This is a genomic window from Microlunatus antarcticus, from assembly GCF_014193425.1.
In the GTDB taxonomy this organism is placed as follows: domain Bacteria; phylum Actinomycetota; class Actinomycetes; order Propionibacteriales; family Propionibacteriaceae; genus Microlunatus; species Microlunatus antarcticus.
Genome location: NZ_JACHZG010000001.1, coordinates 1,780,614 through 1,795,814, shown reverse-complemented (window position 1 = coordinate 1,795,814; position 15,201 = coordinate 1,780,614). Strand labels below are relative to the sequence as shown.

14 protein-coding genes are annotated in these 15,201 nt (G+C 73.1%); 4 read left to right on the top strand and 10 right to left on the bottom strand.

Going from position 1 to position 15,201, the window contains the following annotated elements; translation table 11 throughout:
* Window positions 1–9 precede the first annotated feature (9 nt).
* Window positions 10–1,539: an MFS transporter gene (locus tag FHX39_RS08255; protein ID WP_183337611.1), complete on the bottom strand. Its 1,530-nt coding sequence runs from the start codon at window positions 1,537–1,539 to the stop codon at window positions 10–12.
* 58 nt (window positions 1,540–1,597) lie between these two features.
* On the opposite strand from FHX39_RS08255, the gene FHX39_RS08250 reads away from it, so the two are divergent.
* Window positions 1,598–2,176, top strand: a complete 579-nt coding sequence (locus tag FHX39_RS08250) for a TetR/AcrR family transcriptional regulator (RefSeq protein ID WP_183337610.1) — start codon at window positions 1,598–1,600, stop codon at window positions 2,174–2,176.
* On the opposite strand, the gene FHX39_RS08245 is transcribed toward FHX39_RS08250, so the two are convergent.
* Window positions 2,145–3,053, bottom strand: coding sequence for a LysR family transcriptional regulator (locus FHX39_RS08245; RefSeq protein ID WP_198423300.1), 909 nt, complete (start codon window positions 3,051–3,053; stop codon window positions 2,145–2,147). The two genes, FHX39_RS08250 and FHX39_RS08245, sit on opposite strands and share 32 nt — an antisense overlap.
* A gap of 72 nt (window positions 3,054–3,125) precedes the next feature.
* Here FHX39_RS08245 and FHX39_RS08240 point away from each other — a divergent pair, with 72 nt between their 5' ends.
* Window positions 3,126–4,379 carry an MFS transporter gene (locus FHX39_RS08240; protein ID WP_332836733.1) on the top strand — a complete coding sequence of 418 codons (1,254 nt, stop codon included), beginning with the start codon at window positions 3,126–3,128 and terminating at the stop codon, window positions 4,377–4,379.
* Window positions 4,380–4,389: 10 nt separating this feature from the next.
* A complete protein-coding gene (locus FHX39_RS08235; RefSeq protein ID WP_183337609.1) occupies window positions 4,390–4,779 on the top strand; it encodes an SRPBCC family protein in 390 nt (129 codons plus the stop codon).
* A gap of 21 nt (window positions 4,780–4,800) precedes the next feature.
* On the opposite strand, the gene FHX39_RS08230 is transcribed toward FHX39_RS08235, so the two are convergent.
* Complete coding sequence (locus FHX39_RS08230) at window positions 4,801–5,730, bottom strand: dioxygenase family protein (RefSeq protein WP_183337608.1); 930 nt, start codon at window positions 5,728–5,730, stop codon at window positions 4,801–4,803.
* Window positions 5,731–5,855: 125 nt separating this feature from the next.
* Between FHX39_RS08230 and FHX39_RS08225 the strand changes: the two genes are divergently transcribed.
* Complete coding sequence (locus tag FHX39_RS08225; RefSeq protein WP_183337607.1) at window positions 5,856–6,830, top strand: serine hydrolase domain-containing protein; 975 nt, start codon at window positions 5,856–5,858, stop codon at window positions 6,828–6,830.
* A gap of 2 nt (window positions 6,831–6,832) precedes the next feature.
* Here FHX39_RS08225 and FHX39_RS08220 read toward each other — a convergent pair whose 3' ends face one another.
* The 7 genes from FHX39_RS08220 to FHX39_RS08190 form a co-directional block, all read right to left on the bottom strand.
* The gene (locus tag FHX39_RS08220) at window positions 6,833–7,399 is read right to left on the bottom strand and encodes an NUDIX hydrolase (RefSeq protein WP_183337606.1); all 567 of its coding nucleotides are present in this window, start codon (window positions 7,397–7,399) and stop codon (window positions 6,833–6,835) included.
* A gap of 18 nt (window positions 7,400–7,417) precedes the next feature.
* Window positions 7,418–8,173 carry a ThuA domain-containing protein gene (locus FHX39_RS08215; RefSeq protein WP_183337605.1) on the bottom strand — a complete coding sequence of 252 codons (756 nt, stop codon included), beginning with the start codon at window positions 8,171–8,173 and terminating at the stop codon, window positions 7,418–7,420.
* On the bottom strand, window positions 8,173–9,360 hold the full coding sequence (locus tag FHX39_RS08210) for a Gfo/Idh/MocA family protein (RefSeq protein ID WP_183337604.1): 1,188 nt from the start codon (window positions 9,358–9,360) through the stop codon (window positions 8,173–8,175). Before FHX39_RS08210 ends, FHX39_RS08215 begins: the two co-directional genes overlap by 1 nt.
* A gap of 182 nt (window positions 9,361–9,542) precedes the next feature.
* Complete coding sequence (locus FHX39_RS08205) at window positions 9,543–12,611, bottom strand: fibronectin type III domain-containing protein (RefSeq protein WP_183337603.1); 3,069 nt, start codon at window positions 12,609–12,611, stop codon at window positions 9,543–9,545.
* Window positions 12,612–13,103: 492 nt separating this feature from the next.
* Window positions 13,104–13,550, bottom strand: a complete 447-nt coding sequence (locus FHX39_RS08200; protein WP_183337602.1) for an RbsD/FucU family protein — start codon at window positions 13,548–13,550, stop codon at window positions 13,104–13,106.
* A 103-nt stretch (window positions 13,551–13,653) separates the two neighbouring features.
* Complete coding sequence (locus tag FHX39_RS08195; protein WP_183337601.1) at window positions 13,654–13,947, bottom strand: hypothetical protein; 294 nt, start codon at window positions 13,945–13,947, stop codon at window positions 13,654–13,656.
* A 55-nt stretch (window positions 13,948–14,002) separates the two neighbouring features.
* On the bottom strand, window positions 14,003–15,109 hold the full coding sequence (locus FHX39_RS08190) for a DNA polymerase domain-containing protein (RefSeq protein WP_183337600.1): 1,107 nt from the start codon (window positions 15,107–15,109) through the stop codon (window positions 14,003–14,005).
* Between the last annotated feature and the right edge of the window lie 92 nt (window positions 15,110–15,201).

The following is a 15,201-nucleotide window of genomic DNA, read 5'->3' as shown; positions in this document are numbered from 1 at the left end:
CTCACGATGTCAGAGCGCGGTGCCCGGCGATCCCGCGGTCGGTCGGCCCGACGGGATCACGCGCCAGGCGATCACGCCGGCGACGGCGAGCAAGGCGGCGGCCACGACCGAGGTCACCTGCATGGCGTGCACGAACGACGTGACCGCGTCGGCCAGCTGCAGAGCGTCACCCGTCCCCGACGCGCTGGCCAGGGACTCGCGCACCGCCGGTGCCGCATCGGGGAGCCCCCGGCGGTAGAGCACGCTCAGCAGGCTGCCGAGGATGGCGATGCCGAGGGCGGTGCCGAGCTCGTACGCGGTCTCCGAGACGGCCGAGGCCGACCCGGCCCGCTCGCGCGGGACGGAAGACAGCACGGCGTCCGTGCTCAGGGTGAACGAGAACCCGACGCCGAGGCCGACCAGGACGAGGGCGGCGGCCACCCACCCGTAGCTCGGGGCGCTCTCCGCCGCGGCCAGGCCGAGCATGCCGGCCGACGCCAGGAACAGCCCGCCGCCGATCACCCGGCCGTAGCCGAGACGGCGCGCGCTGCGCCCGGCGACGGCGATGACCGCGATCGACGCCACCGTGATGGGGAGCTCGCGCAGCCCCGCCTGGAGCGGGGAGTAGCCGCGGACGAGCTGGAGGTACTGCGAGAAGAAGAAGAGCAGGCCGCTGAAGGCGAAGACCGAGACCAGGTTGGACAGGATCGAGCCGGAGAACGCGGGCCGCGCGAAGAGCGAGACGTCGATCAGCGGGGCGGCGAGGCGACGCTGCCGCCGGACGAAGGTCACCAGCGCGACCACCCCGACGACGGCCGCCACGAGGGCGTGGACCGACGGGCCGTGGCCCGCGACCTGCTTGACCGCGTACACGAGCGGCACGACGCCGGCCAACGACAGCCCGGCGCTGACCAGGTCGAACGCACCCGGTCGCGGGTCGCGCGACTCGGGAACCAGGAGCAGGGCCCCGACGACGATGATCACGATGATCGGGACGTTGATCAAGAAGACCGAGCCCCACCAGAAGTGCTCGAGCAGCGCCCCGCCCACGAGCGGCCCGAGGGCGGCACCGCCGGCGGCCGCGGCCGACCAGATCGAGATGGCGGTGGTGCGCTGGCGCCCGTCGAAGAGGTTCCGGATGATCGAGAGCGTCGAGGGCATCAGCGTCGCGCCGGCCACGCCGAGCAGCGCACGGGCCGCGATGAGCCACCCCGTGGAGGGGGCGAACGCCGCGAGCACCGAGGCGACGCCGAAAGCCGTGGCGCCGATGACCAGCAGCCGGCGTCGTCCGATCCGGTCGGCGACGCCGCCCATGGTCACCAGCAGGCCGGCCAGCGCGAACGAGTAGACGTCCCCGATCCACAGCAGCTGCTCCGCCGACGGGCTCAGGGCCGCGCTCAGCGCCGGGACGGCGAGGGCGAGCACGGTGGCGTCGACCGACAGCAGCACCACGGCCAGGACGAGGACGGCGAGGGCCGCCCAGCGACGCCGCGCGGACGGCACGTCGGCACCGGCGCCGGAGCGGCCCGAGGGACGACGGTCGAGAAGGCTGCTGCTCATGGAACTAGCCTACCGTCCAGACGGTCGGTTAATCACCACGTCCCGGTAGTCTCGTCTCGTGCCGTCCGAGCCCCGCCGTGTCCGCGACCCCGCCCGGACCCGGCTCGCCCTGCTCGAGGCCGCGTCGCGCGCCCTGGTGGAGCACGGCCCGCGGGCCAGCCTCGACGTCGTCGCCGCGGAGGCGGGCGTCTCCAAGGGCGGGCTGCTGCACCACTTCCCCAACCGGGAGGCGCTGATGCTGGCGCTGTCGGAGCATGTCGCCGAACGCTGGGCGGTCCTCGTGGACGCCCACCTGGACCCCGACGACCACGAACCGGGCCGACTGGTGCGCGCGTACGTGCGGGCGACGCTGCACGACCTCGCCGACGGGGCCGCGTTCCGCGAGGAGGCCACCGTGATGGCCGCGCTCAACACGTTCCCGGAGGTCGTGGCCGACGCTCAGCAGCACTCGCAGCGCTGGCGCGACGCCTTCGCCGAGGACGGTCTCGACCCGGAGCGCACGGCGGTGCTGACCCGCGCCGCGGACGGCGTCGCGCTCGCCACGCTCTTCGAGGGCCGGCTCGACCCGGCCGAGGTCGCCCGGATGCGCGACACCCTGCTGGCCCTCAGCCGGGAGCCGGGCCCGCTCGTCCGCTGACGACGAAGTCGAGGAACCGTTGCGCCGGCGGCGTCAGCTCGCGGTCGGTGCGCCAGGTCAGCCCGATGGTCCGCCGTGCGCCGGCGGCGGTGAGCCGCAGGCCGACCGTGCCCGAGTGCCCCGCGAACGCCTCCGGCACGACGGCGACGCCGAGGCCGGCCGCGACCAGCCCCTCGATCGTGGCGAGGTCCTGGCTCTCGAACGAGATCGACGGCGCCACGCCCGCCTGGCGCAGCAGGCCGTCGACGAGCTGGCGGTGCCCGAACCCCGCCGGGGTGGTGATCAGCTCCTCCGACCCCAGCTCGGCCAGCGCCACCTCCGTCCGACCGCGCCACGCGTGCGTGCCGGGCACGACGAGCACGAGCCGTTCCTGCTGCAGGACGTGCCAGCCGTACGGGCCCTCGGGCGCGGCCGAGGTGACCGCCAGGTCGACGGCGCCGAGCCCGAAGTCGCGGGCGATCTCGTGGCCCGGCTCCTGCCGCAGCTGGACGCGGACCTGGGGTGCGTGCGCGTGGAACGCGCGCAGCAGCGACGGCACCAGGGAGGTCGCCATGGAGTCGAGGAACGCGAGCCGCACGAGCCCCGTCCCGCTGTCCAGCACCCGGGCCAGCGAGCCCGTCAGCTGGGTCCAGCGTGAGGTCAGGTCGCGGGCCGCGTCGACCACGAGCGCGCCCGCCGGGGTGAGCCGGACGCCGTCGGGCACGCGCTCGAAGAGCCGCGCGCCGAGCTCGGCCTCGCACCGGGCCAAGGCCCGCGACAGGGTGGGTTGCGAGGTCCCGAGCGCGTCCGCGGCCGAGGAGACGTGCTGGTGGTCGGCGACGGTGACGAGCCAGCCGAGGTCGCGGATCTGCACGGCCTGACCGTAACGCGACGTCATGCGGTTCGCGTATGAAGCTCCGCCCGTTCGTGCATTGGACGCATCACCCCGCTCCGGGCAGATTGGTGCCACGTGAGCACGCAGATCGCGGCCGAGCTCGTGGGCCACCGGCCGGGCACGTCCGGCTACCGACGCATCGTGGTGGCGCTGTTCGCGGCCGGCGTCGCGACCTTCACCCTCCTCTACAGCACGCAGGCCGTGCTCCCGGCGCTGGCCGAGCAGTTCGGGGTAGGCGCGGGTGCGAGCGCCTGGTCGTTGTCGGCCACCACGCTCGGGCTCGCCGTCGCGCTGCTCGTGGCCGGGCCGCTGTCCGACCGCTACGGGCGTACGCCGCTCATCCACGCCTCGCTCGCCCTCTCCGCGCTCGTCGGCGTCGCCTGCGCCCTGGCACCGAGCTGGCCCGCCCTGCTCGCGCTGCGGACCCTCGAGGGCGTCGCGCTCGCCGGCCTCCCGGCGGTGGCGACGGCGTACCTGCGCGAGGAGCTGCACCCCGCGAGCCACGCCAGGGCGGTCGGCCTCTACGTCGGCGGTACGGCGCTCGGGGGCATGACCGGGCGGTTGCTGACCGGCGCGGTGGCCGAGGCGGCCGGCTGGCGCTGGGCCCTCGCGGCGGCCGCCGCCCTGGGGCTCGTGTGCGCGGTCGTGGTCCGCGTCCTGCTGCCGAGGTCCGAGCAGTTCGTCCCCCGGGCGGCCGGCTGGCGCTCCGTCTGGCAGACCACCCGGCTCGCCGTGACCGACCGCGGTCTGCTGGCGCTGTTCCTGATCGGCGGCTGCTCGATCGGGGTGCTGACCGTCGTGTTCAACACCGTCGGGTTCCGGCTCGCGCTCGACCCGTTCCACCTCGGCCTGGCCGCCGCCAGCCTGCTCTTCTGCGTCTACCCGCTCGGCTCGGTCAGCTCGGCGGTGTCCGGGCGCCTGGCCGACCGCTACGGGCGGCGGGCCGTGCTGCCGCTCGGGTGCGCCGTCGCCCTGCTCGGCGTGCTCCTGACCCTGCCGGCGTCGCTGCCCCTGCTCGTCGTCGGGCTCGCGCTGGTCATCACCGGCTTCTTCACCATCCACGGCGTGGCGAGCGGGTGGGTCCCCGCCCGCGCGCACGCGGCCGGGCTCGCGACCGGGCAGGCGGCCTCCCTCTACCTCAGCACCTACTACGTCGGGTCGTCGGTCTTCGGCGCCCTCGGCGGCCACGCCTGGAGCAGCGCCGGCTGGCCGCGCGTGGTGCTGCTCGCCGCCGGGCTGGTCGTCGTCGTCGGCGTGCTGGCGCTGGTCCTGCGGAAGACCCCGAGCCTGCTGCCGGGGTCGTCCGGAGCTGTCGTCGCCGTTCCCTAGCATCGGGTGGATGGAGAGCCGTCACGTCAGCGTCGTCGTCCACCGACCGCCGGACGAGGTGTACGCCTTCGCCGCCGAGCCGGACAACCTGGCCCGCTGGGCCGCGGGCCTGGCCTCGAGCGAGGTGACCCGGGAGGGCGACGCCCTGGTCGTGGCCGGGCCCATGGGCGAGGTGCGGGTCGTCTTCGCCGAGCGCAACGCGTACGGGGTCCTCGACCACGCGGTGACCACGCCCGACGGGACGACCACCTACAACCCCCTGCGCGCCGTCCCCCACCCCGACGGCACCGAGGTGGTGTTCAGCGTGCGGCAGCTGGCCATGACCGACGAGGAGCTCGAGCGCGACGCCGGCCTGGTGCGGGCCGACCTCGAACGGCTGCGTGAGCTGCTCGAGGGCTGACGCTCTTCTCCAGACGCTGCGCTACCGGGACGGTGGTGCCCCCGGAGGCCGGCCGCCGCCCCGCCCGCCGGGCGCCTGCCCGGCGGCGGGAGCGGTCCGGGTGTCGACCCCGACGTCGAGCGCGACGCGGTAGCCGGCCTCCACGTCGCCCGTCACGGTGCCGAGCTGGCTCGCCCCGTCGTCGTCGCCGAAGACGTTGTCGTCGGCCAGGCTGACCTGGGCCAGGGTCGACACCGACGTCGCGTAGCCGTCGGTGGCGTACACGGCGTCGCAGGCCTCCTTCGGCAGCGCGACCTGGGAGGTGGAGATCGCCTTCGTGCTGTCGACGATGCTGGCCTGGTCGGGGTAGACCTCGAAGTGGATGTGAGGCCAACGGCCCGTGTAGCAGGCCGGGAAGATGCTGGTGAACGTCACCGTCCCGTCGGCGCCGGCGACCTGGACCCCGCGCAGGTAGTTCTCGCCCGTGATCTGGTCGGAGTAGAGCGAGTAGCCACCGTCGCGGTCGCAGTGCCACACGTAGACCGCGGCGCCGGCGAAGGCGGCCCCGGCGTTCGCGAGGTCGCGGACCGTCAGGGCGATCGTCAGCGGCACGCCCTCGGCCGTCCCGTTCGCCTCCCCGAAGCTCGACCGGATGTCGCTCCGCACGATCCCGCTCTGCTCGAGCACGTCGGGCCCGTTCGAGCCGTCGCCGGGGTAGGGGCCGGCCGTCTCGTCGGGGATCTCGCCGGACGAGGTCGACGCCGACGAGCCCGTCGGGGTGCTCGAGGTGGTGGCGTCCGCCCCGCAGGCCGCCAGGGTCACGGCCGTCGCGCCGAGCCCGAGGGCGCGCAGCAGGTTCCGCCGGCTCAGCACCGTCACCACGTCGAACCGCAGCCCCTGGTCGGTGAGCTCCTCCTCGGGCCGGTCGTACGGCCGACCCTCGTAGGTCTGCGGCGATCGGTCGTCCTGCACGTCTGCTCCCCCGGGTCGGCGTCTGGGTGCGTTCACCGTAGGGAACGGGGATGTCCGTCCGCCCGGTCCGGCCTGTGCGTCTCCTGTGCGGGCCTCGGCGCGAGCCGTCACCGTACGGTCGGACCATGACGACCGACGCGCCCGTGAGCCCGCGCTGGTCGGGGACGGCCAAGGTGGTGCGGTCGGGCACCGTGCTCGAGGAGACGTCGGCCGGCTTCGCCGCGCAGGCCGGCGGGCCGCCGTGCTCGCCCCGGCTGCGCTTCCAGGCCGGCTCGATCAGCAAGCTCGTCGTCTCCGTCGTCGCCCTGCGCCTCGTGGAGCTGGGCACGCTGACCCTGGACGCGCCGATCCGTCGCTGGCTCGGCGACGTGCCGCCGCCCTGGGAGGCCGTCACGCTGCGCCAGCTCCTCGGTCAGACGTCCGGGCTGGGTCACTGGGGTGACGTCGAGGGCCTGCCCGGCACGTTCCTGACCAGCCCTCCCGCCCGCGACGAGCTACTCGCCCTGATCGCCGCGTCTCCCCCGGTGTCCTCGCCCGGGCGCGACTGGCGCTACAGCGGACCCGGCTTCCTGGTCGCCGCCCTCGTGGTCGAGGCGGCCGCCGGCACCGACTACGGCGCCGTCGCCGCCGAGCTCGTCCTCGCCCCCGCCGGGCTCCGCGCCACCACGTCGGGCCAGGTCCCGCCGACCGACGACGTCGCCCTCGGCCACCGTGGCGGGGAGCTCGTGCCGCTGGACGAGGGGTTCACGCGCCTCCCCGGGACGGGCGACCTCTGGACGACCGTCGACGACCTCGTCGCGCTGAACCAGGCCCTCCGGAGGGGGCTCCTCCTCGGCTCCGACACCGCCGAGCAGCTGTGGACGCCGTACGCCGTCACCGGCTCGGCCGGGCCGGAGGGTGCGGTCGTCACCGAGGCGTACGGCTACGGCACGTTCCTCGGTCGCGTGAGGGGTCACCCCGCGCGGATCCACCCGGGCGACAACCCCGGCTACCAGTCCCTGCTGGCCTACCTGCCCGACCAGGACCTCGACGTCGTCGTCCTCGCCAACGACGAGGCCCCCAGCGTCGACGTGGCGCTCGCGAGCCTCCGCAGCCTCTGACGTCAGCCCTGCCGTACGGCGTCGCGCAGGTGCCGGAGCCGGTCGGAGACCCGGGAGGCGAGCGGCGCGGGCAGGTCGTCGACCGGGAACCAGCCCACCTGCTCGCTCTCGTCGCTCACCCGCGGGAGGTCGCTGCCCGCGGTCAGGGCCGCGAACCCGACGTCCCAGTGGGTCCGGCACGCCCCGAAGGCGCCCGACAGGGCGTGGCGGTCGAGGTCCAGGACACCGGGCACGAGCGTCAGCCCCGTCAGACCCGCCTCCTCCCGGGCCTCGCGCAGCGCGGCCGCCGGTACCGAGGCGTCGTCGGGCTCCACGTGTCCCCCCGTCTGCACCCAGAAGCGACCCTTGCGGTGGTAGCAGAGGACCGTCCGCTCCAGGTCGGCGGAGAAGACGAAGCAGCTGGCGGTGACGTGGTCCGCCCCTCGCTCACGACGCAGGGCAGCCGCCCCCTCGCCGTCGAGGAAGCGCTCGTACGCCTCGCGCAGGCGCCCCTGCTGCTCGGTGGGAGCCGCCCAGGCCCGCAGGCGGCTCAGCAGGTCGTCGGCCGCGCTCAACTCGCTCAAATCCATCCGGCGGTCGCGCCCACCTCAGGCGTACGGGGCGTCCGACCCCCGGGACGCCCAGAGCAGCCCACGCTCGACCAGGGTGCGCACGCTCGGGTGGTCGAGGACGTCGAGGCTGTGCCCCGGCGTGGCGACGAACACGCGGCCCTCGCCCCAGCTGCGGGTCCAGACGGCGGGCGAGACGACGGGACGGTGCCACGGGTCGCCGGGCCGGGCGGCCTGGGTCGTCGTCGCCAGCACGTCGATGTAGTCGTCCGAGATCACCCAGTACTGCTCGGTGTAGAGCTCGAAGTCCTCGAGCCCAGCCATGACCGGGTGGTCGGCGTGCTCGGGCAGCACGTTCACGACGTACGACACGTAGTTGTCGGTCTGGTCGCCCATCTTGTGCTCGGGGTCGCGGGCCGGGTGGCAGGCGAACGAGCCGCCCACCAGGTGGAGGTAGTCGCTGGTGTTGCGGAACGAGTCGGCGATGCCGCCGTGCCAGCCGGCGAACCCCGTGCCCGCCTCGATCGCGGCCCGGAGCCCGGCCACGGCCTCGTTGCTGGCCGTGCCCATCGTGTAGCACTGCAGGACCAGGTCGGTCGCAGCCATCGCCGCGGCGTCGGTGTAGACCTCGGGGCTGTCCTCGACGCGCACGTCGAAGCCCTGCTCCTCGAGGAACGGGAGGAAGCGGTCCGTGGCCTCGATCGGGACGTGCCCGTCCCACCCGCCGCGGACGACGAGGGCACGCCGCTTCGGTCGATCGGTGGCTGCGCCCGAGGTCGTGGGGAGGTCGGTCATCAGACTCCTGTCCAGGTGGAACGGTCGGCCGCGCTGCGCTCGACGGCGTCGAGCACGCGCTGCACCGCGAGGGCGTCGGCGAAGCCGGGCTGCGGCTGCTCGCCGGCCCCGATCGCGCGCACGAGGTCGACGACCTGGTGGGTGAAGCCGTGCTCGTAGCCGAGCCCGTGGCCCGGCGGCCACCAGGCGCCGACGTACGGGTGGTCGGGCTCGGTGACGTAGATCCGTGTGAAGCCCTGCAGCCGGGACGGCTGGGTCCCGTCGTAGAAGTTCAGGACGTTCATGTCCTCGAAGTCGAAGGCGAGCGAGCCGTCGGTCCCGTTGATCTCGATGCGGATCGCGTTCTTGCGGCCCAGCGCGAACCGGGTGGCCTCGAAGGACCCGATCGCACCGCCGTCGAAGCGGGCGGTGAACAGGGCGGCGTCGTCGACGGTGACCGGACCGCGCTCCCCCGTCGCGTCGCCGACGCCCCCGAGCCCCGACGCCTGGCCGGCGACCGGGCGGCTGGTCACGAAGGTCTCGAGCAGCCCGGACACGCCGGTGATCGACTGGCCGGTGATCCACTGCGTCGCGTCGATCACGTGCGCGCCGGTGTCGCCGAGCGCGCCGGACCCCGCCAGCGACTTGTCCATCCGCCAGGTGAGCGGGACGTCGGCGTCGGCCAGCCAGTCCTGCAGGTACTGCGCCCGGACCTGCCGGATGGTGCCGAGGCGCCCCTCGGCGACCAGCTCACGGGCCAGCGACAGCGCCGGGACGCGGCGGTAGGTGAAGCCGCACATCGCGTACACGCCCCGGGCGACGGCCGCGTCCGCCGCGGCCGTCATCTCCTCGGCCTCGGCGACCGAGTTGGCCAGCGGCTTCTCGCAGAGCACGTGCTTGCCCGCGGCCAGCGCGGCCAGGGCGATGTCGTGGTGGGTGTCGCCCGGCGTGCAGATGTCGACGAGGTCCACGTCCTCGCGCTCGACGACCGCGCGCCAGTCGGTGCTGGCCTCGGCCCAGCCGAGCTGGTCGGCGGCCTGCTGCGTACGCGCCTCGTTGCGGCCCACCACGACCTGCATCACGGGCAGCCGGGGGAGGTCGAAGAAGCGGTGGGCGCTGCGCCAGGCGTGCGAGTGGGCGGCTCCCATGAAGGCGCTGCCGATCATGGCGACCCGCAGCGGCGCGAGGGACGTGGTGGGCGTGGTCATCGCACGATCGTCTCAGCCGCGCCGACGGCGGGACCGAGCAGGTCGGGCTCCGACGCCCTCACCGTGGTCACGGGACACCGTCCGCGGACAGCAAGAAGCCGGCACCGACGCCACGCTGCGTCGGTGCCGGCTCTCCGTGCTGGTTCACCGGCCAAGGACCCCTCCCGCCGGTGGCACGCGCCCTAGTTCTGGCAGGTCTTGTTGCTCATGCCCAGGGCGGCTCGGGAGGCGGCGTTGTCGCAGCCGACGACGTTGCCCCCGTCGTTGTAGGGCATCCGGACGCCGTAGCCCGGGAGAGCGTCGGGGACCGCGTTGCCGTAGACGATGTTGTTCAGGCCGTAGTCCGTGTCGGTGTTCCACACCTGGATCGCGTCGTTGGGCGTGTGGGCCCCGGTGTTGCCGGCGATGACCCAGCCGTTGCCCATGACCTGCACCAGGGAGTCGGTGTCGGAGGAGGTGATCGCGGCGCCGTCGAGGGTGTTCTTCCACATCGTGCCGTCGCTCGTCCCCGCCTTCGCCTCCATGGGCTCCGCCGTGGTGGCGCGGATGTCGTTGAAGGCCACGAGGTTGCGGTCGCTGGTGTCGGGCTCGCACCCGTTGTAGAGGCACCAGTTGCCCTGGGCGGTCCCGATGTAGACGCCCTCGCCGTAGTTCGGCGAGTTGAGCCCGGTGGTGGCGATCGAGTTGCCGATGACGGTGGAGTCGGTGGTCTGGTTCTTGAGGTGGATGGCCTCGTCGCCGATGTTCTCGACGCGGAGGTCGGCGACCGTGACGGCCTTGCTGTTGAGGACGGCGACGCCCTTCTGGACGTTGCGGACGGTCATGCCGGCGATGACGAGGTTGCTGGCGCCGTTGACGCGGAAGCCGTAGCCCCTGGTGATGTCGGCGTTGTCGATGACCGCGGTCCGCGGCCCGCAGATCCAGATCGGCTTGTCGGGCGTCCCCTTGGCGGTGTAGACGTCGATGTTCGCGCCGTAGCTCCCCGGGGTGAGCCGGATGACGGTGCCCGCGGTCGCCGAGGAGACTGCGTTGAGGAGCTGAGCCCGGGTGGAGACGGTCACCGTGGCGGTCGGGCAGGTGGCGTAGCGCTGCGGGAAGGCCGCGTACACGTCGCCGGCGTTGGTGAAGGCCGCGCCGAGCGACGGCGTCGAGTCGTTGCCGCTGGTGTCGCGGGCGACCACGGTCCAGGTGTAGCTGGCGCCGTCGGCCAGGCCGACGTCGGCGAACGAGGTGGTGCCGGCCGGGACCTCGCCGACGAGGACGTCGGTGGTCGACCCGGCGGCGCGGCGGAAGATGCGGTTCGAGGCGACGTCGTCCGCGGCGCTCGGGGTCCAGGTCAGCTTGGCGCCGGTCCGGGTGCCGGTCGCCTTGAGGGCGCTCGGGGCGGCCGGGGCGTAGACGTCGGGGGCCACCAGCGCGTCGAGGGTGATGTTGCGACCGACCGACGCGGCGTTCTTGTTGCCGGTGCGGACGATCCGGATGGTGTGGCCGGTCTCGGGGAGCCCGTCGACCTCGAAGACGTTCTGGGCGAACTTCGTGCTCGAGGAGTACAGGTCGACCGTGGTCCGCTTGACGCCGTCGAGGTAGACGTCGGCCTGGCCCGAGGAGCTGTTCGTGCGGGCCAGCCAGCGGACGCCGCTGGTGGCGAAGGACATCTCGACGTAGCCGGTGTCGCCGAGGCTGGAGAAGGAGCCCCCGCTGTCGGTGTTCGCGCCGGTGGACGTCGTGCGGGACCACGGGCCCTTCAGCGTCAGGGCGTCGGTGTCGTCGTCCTCGTAGGTGCCGGCCGGCAGGGCCTTCATGGGCACCGTCGCGGTGACGACGGCCGAGACGGGCGACTCGTTGCCGCCCTGGTCGAGCGCGGTGACCTGGTAGCGGTAGGTCGCGCCGGGCAGCAGGCCGTCGTCGGTCCAGCCCGTGTCGGTGACGGGCTTCGTCGTCACGGCGGTCGGCGCACCGGTCGCCGCGCCCCGGTAGACCCGGTAGCCGATGACGTCGCTCTCCGGGCTCGCGGTCCAGCCGAGCTGGACGCTGCCGGTCTTCGGGGTCGCGGTCAGCCCGACCGGGGCCGCCGGCGGGTAGATGTCGGGGGCGACGAAGGCGTCGAGCGTGATCGAGGTGCTGCTGGAGCTCGCGTTCTTGGTGCCGGTGCGCACGACCCGCAGGGTGTGGTCGGTCTCGGTCAGGCCCTTGGCCTCGTAGGCGACCTGCTGGTAGCGGGTGGTCGAGGAGTAGAGGTCGACCGAGGCCTTCTTGACCCCGTCGAGGTAGACGTCCGCAATGCCGGAGTAGCTGTTGAGCCGCGAGATCCAGCGGATGCCGCTCGTCTTGAAGGAGATCTCCGCGTAGCCCGCGCCGTTCAGGCTGGCGTACGAGCCGCCCGAGTCCATGCCGGACTTCACGGTCGACCAAGCGCCGCTCAGCGTGAGGGCCGCGTCGTCGTCCTCGTACGTGCCCGCGCCCTTGGCCGAGATCGGCATCGTCACCGAGGCCGCGCTGGAGTAGGGCGAGACGAGGTCCGAGGTGTCCACCGCGACCAGGTCGTAGGTGTAGGTGACGCCGGGGCTCCGGGACGGGTCCTTCAGCGTCCGGACGTCGGTCGTCGTGCTGCCGATCTGGGTGCGGGTGGTGCTCGAGCCCTCGCGCCGGTAGACCCGGTAGCCCTTCACGTCGGTCTCGGGGTTGGCGGTCCAGGACAGGTTCACGTCCGTGCCGGAGACGACGGCCCGGAGACCGGACGGTGCCGCCGGCTTGTGGACGTCCGGGGCCACGAAGGCGTCCAGCTGGATGTTCGTGCTGCTCGAGCCGGCGTTCTTGGTCCCGGTGCGGACGACCCGGATGGTGTGGGCCGACTCGGGCAGGCCGGTCACCTCGTACGCCACCTGCTGGGTCTTCGTCGTCGAGGAGTAGAGGTCGACGGTCGCCTTCTTGACCCCGTCCAGGTAGACGTCCGCCATCCCGGAGTAGCTGTTCTTGCGGGTGACCCAGCGGATGCCCGAGGTCTTGAAGGAGAGCTCGGCGTAGCCGGCGCCGCTCAGGCTGCTCGTGGAGCCTCCCGAGTCCTGGTTGGAGGCGACCCTGCTCCACGACCCGTTGAGCGTGACGGCCGGGTCGTCGTTCTCGTACGTGCCCTGGCCGACGACGGTGGCGGCCTCGGCCGGGGTGGCGACCAGCGACCCGGCGACCATCGCGAAGACGGCGACGGCACCGGTGCACGCGATCCGTGCGGCGCAGGAGGAAGTGGGCAGCACAAACAGAGCTGAGCGCATGAGGGGGCCTCTCGATGACGAGCCGCGTGGGGCGGGCTCTCAACCGGATTCGTGCCCCCGAGGGCTCTGCCGTCCCCCGTCGACCGGGGGCCGTCCAGTGCCGGCCCCCGAACTGTAGGCAGCCTCGAACCGGGCGTTCAGGCCGAAATCAGTCAATTCAGACATGAAGGTCGGACTCAGGAAGAGGGACCTCTTCATGTCTGAAGAACGCTTACCGAAAGGTGGGGGTAGAGGTGTCCGATCACGTTGTCAAAGGGTCCATTCCCAGAATGTCTCAGCGAGCTTCAGCAAGCCGCTCCGTACAACTCTTAGGTTGCTTCTCTTGCTTTCGAGCGGGTCCCCGTGCACGTCTTCTTGACCACGTTGTCGACGCTGAGGGACTGCGTTTAGATCCAACTGCTTCCTGATCGGACCATGCCCTTCAGGAAGTCACGTCCCTCTGGCGTCACCCCGTCCCGACGACGAGCGACGGGGTCAGCGCGGAACCGCGGGCGTCTGCACGACGCCCTTGGTGATGACGAAGCACGCGTAGCTGCGGGTCTCCCCCGTCAGCACGACGGCGAAGGCCTTCTTCGCGAGCTCGTAGAAGTCGGACCGCTCGACCGGGCCGATCGTCACCGCCCGACCTTCGGTGCCCGACAGCACCGCCGCCACCGCGGCGTGGGACTCGATCGCGGCCCCGGGCTCGCCGTCGGGCGCCATCGCGAAGACGGCGGGCTCGACCGCGGTGTCCACGGGGACGACGGCCCCGATCGCCGCCACCGCGTCGGTGATGTCCACGCCGGCCAGCGGGAGGACCCGGCTGTGCAGCGCGTACGCGGGGTAGTTCGCGTCGACCACGGCGAGCGTGTCGCCGTGACCCATCGCCGAGAGCGCCCAGAGCAGGTCGGGGGTGAGCGCGGCGGGGATGCCCTTGAGCATGGGTGACGTCCTTCTCTCTCGGTGCGGCCCGGGTCAGGGCCTGAGGCCCTCGGTCTCCCGGGTCGCCTGCGCGGCAGCGTAGTGAGGATGGCCCGCCGGAGCGTCAGGGGACCCGGCGTCCGGAGGGACCCCCGAGCTGCACCTGCACGTCGTCGATCTCGAACCGGCCGTGGTAGCGCGTCGCCAGGTTCCGCACGACCTCGACGACCCCGCCGACGGCGGACGCGTTCGTGCCCACCGTGAAGGCGACCTGGACCATGGCGAGGGAACCCGCGTCGTCCCTCAGCTCCGCCGGCGGCTCGTAGCGGGGCGCCAGTCCTTCCTCCGTCAGCCGCAGGGCCAGCAGACGGGCGAAGGCGGCGGGCCCCACGAAGGTGAAGGTCACGGCGGTGCTCATCCCGCCATGCTCGTCCCCGTCGGACACGTCTTGCGGCAGACCTGCCGCGGATGCCCTACGCCAGACCCTCGTTCTCCCGGGTCGCGGCGGTCATCCGGCTCGGCTGGACCCGCGCGGGCTCGCCGGGCATCTTCGGGTAGTCGGGCGGGTACGGCATCTCGGCGCCGCCGGCCTTGCCCGTGCCGAGCTCGGCGACGTCGCGGTCGTACAGCTCGAGGGCGGCGTCGAGGGTGCCCGGCGGCTGGGCGTAGAACGGGGCCCAGACGTCCCCGAGGGCCGCGAACCGGGCCGGCATCGACCGGACGGTGAAGTCCTCCGGTGCGGCGTCGGTGAGCTCGTCCCACGTCAGCGGCGCGGAGACGCGGGCGTCCGTGGTCGGCCGGATGGAGTAGGCCGAGGCGATGGTGCGGTCGCGGGCCATCTGGTTGAAGTCGATGAACACCCGCTCGCCGCGCTCCTCCTTCCACCAGCTGATCGTGACCTCGTCGGGCATCCGCCGGGCCAGCTCGCGCCCGAGGGCGATCACCGCGTGCCGGGCCTCGACGAAGCCGTACGAGGGCTCGACCGGGACGAAGACGTGCACCCCGCGCCCCCCGCTGGTCTTGGCGAAGCCGTGCAGCCCGGCGTCGGACAGCACCTCCCGCAGCACCAGGGCCGCCCGCGCGGCGTCGGCGAAGTCCGTGCCGGGCTGGGGGTCGAGGTCGATCCGCAGCTGGTCGACGAGGTCGGGCGCGGCCCGGGTCACCGGCCACGGGTGGTAGCGCAGGGTGCCGAGGTTGGCCATCCAGGCGATCGTCGCGAGCTCGGTCGCGCAGACCTCGTCGGCCGTCCGCCCCGACGGGAACGTGACCGTGCAGGTCTCGACCCAGTCCGGCATGCCCCGGCTCGGCGCGCGCTTCTGGTAGAACGCGTCGTACCCGCCCTTGGGCGGCGGCCCGCCACGCGTGCTCAGCTCGATCTCGGGGCGGTAGCCGCCCGGCCACCGTTCCATGGTCACCGGCCGGTCGCGCAGCGCGGCGAAGATGCCATCGCCCACGCCCAGCACGTACTCGACGACGTCGAGCTTGGTCAGCCCTACCTCGGGGAAATACAGCTTGTCCGGGCTGGTGACGCGCACGACGCGCTCGCCGACCTGGAGCTCGACAGCGGGCGTGGCAGCCATGGGCGCAGCATAGGAGGCGGCACCGACGGTGCCGGCGTCCGGGGAACAGCGGCCACGAGAAGACCGTTGGACACCTCGGACAACCAGAAGGA

Coding starts and splice junctions, on each gene's coding strand:
- FHX39_RS08195 (WP_183337601.1), bottom strand. CDS start 13,947: ATGAGCACCGCCGTGACCTTCACCTTCGTGGGGCCCGCCGCCTTCGCC.
- FHX39_RS08235 (WP_183337609.1), top strand. CDS start 4,390: ATGGAGAGCCGTCACGTCAGCGTCGTCGTCCACCGACCGCCGGACGAG.
- FHX39_RS08220 (WP_183337606.1), bottom strand. CDS start 7,399: ATGGATTTGAGCGAGTTGAGCGCGGCCGACGACCTGCTGAGCCGCCTG.
- FHX39_RS08200 (WP_183337602.1), bottom strand. CDS start 13,550: ATGCTCAAGGGCATCCCCGCCGCGCTCACCCCCGACCTGCTCTGGGCG.
- FHX39_RS08215 (WP_183337605.1), bottom strand. CDS start 8,173: ATGACCGACCTCCCCACGACCTCGGGCGCAGCCACCGATCGACCGAAG.
- FHX39_RS08245 (WP_198423300.1), bottom strand. CDS start 3,053: ATGACGTCGCGTTACGGTCAGGCCGTGCAGATCCGCGACCTCGGCTGG.
- FHX39_RS08255 (WP_183337611.1), bottom strand. CDS start 1,539: ATGAGCAGCAGCCTTCTCGACCGTCGTCCCTCGGGCCGCTCCGGCGCC.
- FHX39_RS08190 (WP_183337600.1), bottom strand. CDS start 15,109: ATGGCTGCCACGCCCGCTGTCGAGCTCCAGGTCGGCGAGCGCGTCGTG.
- FHX39_RS08210 (WP_183337604.1), bottom strand. CDS start 9,360: ATGACCACGCCCACCACGTCCCTCGCGCCGCTGCGGGTCGCCATGATC.
- FHX39_RS08225 (WP_183337607.1), top strand. CDS start 5,856: ATGACGACCGACGCGCCCGTGAGCCCGCGCTGGTCGGGGACGGCCAAG.